Genomic DNA, 3,595 nt, shown 5'->3' on the forward strand with positions numbered 1-3,595 from the left:
CGTTCCAATCTGCCCGACCCGGGGCCGGGCGACGCGCTCGACACCTCGCCCGACGCCGCCACGGAGCGGCTGACGCAGGTCGCCGAGTCGCTGCTGGGCGACGCCTCCCGGGTGGCGCTGGCCGACGTGCTCGGCTCCGACTGGCCGTCCGCGCGGCGCGTGCTCGCCGACCTCACGACGCTCGACCTGCGGCCCGAGCTGCCTTACCGGCTGAGGTGGTCCGGCGCGCTCACGATCGACCCGGAGCGCGAGCCCGCCTGGCTGTCCCACGGCTATCTGGAGCGCGCCCGATGAGCGCGGCGGACGACGCGGCGATGGCGCACGTGAGGGCGCGGTCCGGCGGGCCGCTGTGGCTCGGGGCCGGGGCCGCCGCGCCCGCGGGCATGGCACGCCTGACCCGCCCCGACGCCACCGGGCAGGCGCTACCGGTGTGGCCCGACGGGGTGACACCGTCCCTGCTGGACGAGCACCAGGTCGCGGCCCTGGCCGTGGAGCGCTCCGGCGAGACCCGGCGGGTGCTGGCCGCCGTGCTCAAGTGCTGCTGGAGCGACCATTCCGCAGACCCGTGGCCGGGCCGGCCGGCGCCGGTGGAGCTGGTGCTCGACACCTACCGCGCGCTGATCGGCCGTACCGACGACCTGATGCGCAACTGGGCGATCGGCGCGCTGCGGCGCCTGCACGACTCGGCGTGGGTCGTCATGGACGACGGCGTCGTCTCCCTGGGCCCGCGCTGCGCCCTCTGGCCGGTCACGTCGCACGCCCAGCTGCAGGAGCTGGTGCGACGGCTGCCCGAGCCCGAGCGGCCCGAGCTGACCGTGGTGCGCGACGCCGACATCGTGGCCGCCGCCGAGAGCACGCCGACGCCGGCGGCTGCGGGGCCCGGTGGGCGGGTCGAGGCGGGCGCGGCGGAGTTCGACGACCTGCTGGGCGGCTACGACGAGCGGCGGCGGGCGGAGCTGGTGGCGGCGTTCGTGGTGGTGGAACACGCGGCCGAGCCGGTGCAGGAGGCTCGTTTCGCCGCCCTGCGCGACCCGGCGCTGCGGCACACGCTGGGCGAGATGCTGGACCGGCGCGGCCGCACGCTGATCCAGCACCGCGAACGCTGGATCTCCGGCTACGCCGACACCTACGCCACCGCCCTGGCCGCCTCGGGCCGGCGGCCCGAGGCGGCCGGCGACGGCGACGTCACGGATCTTGGTGAGAGCGCCGCCAGGGAGACCCGGGACGAAGCGGCACAGAGCACGGCCGCCCCGGACGACGCCGCCCACGATGCCGTGCCCTCGGGGGCCGCGATTCACGGCGAGACGGTCCGAGCGGACCGCGCGCAGGAGGCCGTTCCCGGGGCGGCGGCGGTGGGCCGGGCGAAGGCGGTCGCGGGCAGGGGCAACGGTCCGGCGGGGGCGCGGCTCGGGGTGAGCGAGCGCGCGGTGCTGACGCTCGTCCTGGTGCATTCCGTGGCGATCCCGAGGGCCGAAGGGCTGCTGCCCGAGGACTCCTGGCTCTCACCGCATCCCACGCCGGTCGACGAGCTGCGCCGCCACACCCAGCTGCCGATCGGCGAGCTGGAGGCGGCGTTGCGCACGCTGCGGCACGCGGGGCTGCTGGGCCAGGTGAAGGCCGGTGAGGAGGCGGGCGGCTACGTGCCGGGGCCGCAGTTCCACCGGCTCACTCCGGCGGCCCGGCGGCGTCTGCAGGAAGAACTCATCCTGGCGGCCGGCCCTAGCACCCCGCTGGCGACGGCCGTACGCGCGCGCAGGTCGGCACAGTGACGGCGGCCGGGCGCCGGCAGGTCAGCATGGCCGGGGCCGCCGGGCGTGTGCGCGGGTCGGCGCAGTGAAGATGACGGATGGAAGGGTAACGGGGGTTCGAGTGTCGTCGCAGGTGGAGAACGTCGTCGGGGACCGCGTGCCGATCGCCGTGCAAGTGGTCAACATTTCGCGGCTGTCGACCCATCCGGTGCCCACCGTGCCCGGCACGCTCATCGTCGTGGCCGGTGCCGGACCCAAGGACTCCAACGGAGCGGGCAAATCATCATTCATCGCCTCTATCACGGCGTTGCTCGGTGACGAGCAGTGGCGGTTCGCGTCCGGTGCGAAGGCGGTGTCCGAGCTGCTGTTCAACGCCGAGCTGGCCAGCGGCGCCGGTGCCCGTCAGTGGGCGAGCGCCGATCACGGCTACATCGTGGGCGTGTTCGCTCCGCCCGGCATGGACGGTTTCGCGCCGGCGGAGCACAGCGCCGCCCCGACGGCCCACGACGCGACGGCCGAAGCGGCCGCGCCTCAGGGGGTGGTGCCCGAGGGGGTCGTGCCCGAGGGGGTGGTGCCCGAGGACGGCGCGTTCGTGCTGGAAGGATCCGGGGCGAGCGCGGAGTTGTTCGAGGTGCCCGACACCTCCGGCGGGGCGCTCACCGTGTGGCTCAAGGTCAACCAGGAGGCGCCGCACCTGGAGATCAGGTGGCGGGAGGGCGTGCACCTGGCGGCGTCCCCGTCCGAGGCCGAGCGGGTGGCCCGCGCCGACGAGATCTGGGCGTCGCTGCCGAAGTCGGCCGGGCGGCGCGACGTCGTGGCCCGCGACCTGACCAAGGTGCTCTACGGCGACCGGGTCAGGTGCGTGTCGTTCCTTTCCACGTCCGTACGCAGCAAGGTCGCCACCAACCTGCTCTCCCAGCCGCTCAACGAGATCTCCCCCGAGCGGGTCTTCGAGGCCATCGCCGCGCTCACCGGGCTCGACGCCGAGCTGGAGCAGGAGCGGGAGGCCCGGCGCGACGAGCACGCCAGGCGGGTGCGCGCGACGCAGGCGGCCGACCGGCTGGCCGAGTTCGGGTCGGAGTCGAAGGCGTTGCTGACCACGTTCGACCGGCGCGACCAGGCCAGGGTACGCCTGGCGGACGCCTTGCGGTGCTGGCGGGGCTGGCAGGCGCGCAAGCTCGCCGACGCGGCGGGCAAGGACGACGTGCTGGCCGCCGACCTCGAGCGGCACCATGCGGCCGGCGAGGCGGCCGCCGAGTCGATCGCCATGGTCAAGGCGGAGATCACGACCCTGCGGGAGGACGCCCTCGACCGGCAGGTCTTTCAGGCGCGCAAGGAACTGGCCGCGATGCAGGCGCGCGCCGCGAAGCTGGACGCCGACCGCGCGGTGACGGAGAACTCCGCCGACGAGTTGCGGGGGCTGGTCCCGGCGCTGGAGGAGAGCCGCAGATTCGCGGACGGGCGTGACGTGCCCACGGCCGAACGCGAACTTCGAGAGGTGCGGCTGCGGCTCAACGAGGCGCTCAAGGCGCTCGGGGTCGCCGACCAGGAGGTGTCGTCCGCCCAGGCGGCTCTCGACGACGCCGAGGGTGGCCCGGCGGCGGCCCAGCTCGACGCGCTGACGGCGGCGGGCATCGGCGCGACGGGGCTGCTCGACGCCCTCGACGTCGCCGAACAGGCCCGCGACTCCGCGAGCCCCGTCCACAGGCCCGGCCGTGAGCTGGTCCGCGACCCCGGCCAAGAGCCCGTCCAGAAGCCCGGCCGTGGCGAGCAGGCGGCTCAGGCGTCCGCCCAGCAGACGGCGCCGGACGATGCCGGAGGGCTGGGCGCCGCGCTCAAGGCGCGCT

At 75.2% G+C, this 3,595-nt stretch carries 1 protein-coding gene and 2 pseudogenes; all 3 read left to right on the top strand.

Annotated features, from left to right (window positions below; all coding sequences use genetic code 11):
- A pseudogene (locus GUY59_RS46410) lies at positions 1-294 on the top strand (hypothetical protein); the annotation flags it as partial.
- Entirely contained in the window at positions 291-1,769 is a 1,479-nt protein-coding gene (locus GUY59_RS49670; protein WP_236668160.1) for a hypothetical protein, read from the top strand. The pseudogene GUY59_RS46410 and the gene GUY59_RS49670, both read left to right, overlap by 4 nt.
- 100 nt (positions 1,770-1,869) lie before the next feature.
- Positions 1,870-3,595: pseudogene (locus GUY59_RS49675) on the top strand (hypothetical protein); the annotation flags it as partial.

Source organism: Nonomuraea sp. K271 (assembly GCF_009908215.1).
Classification (GTDB): domain Bacteria; phylum Actinomycetota; class Actinomycetes; order Streptosporangiales; family Streptosporangiaceae; genus Nonomuraea; species Nonomuraea longispora.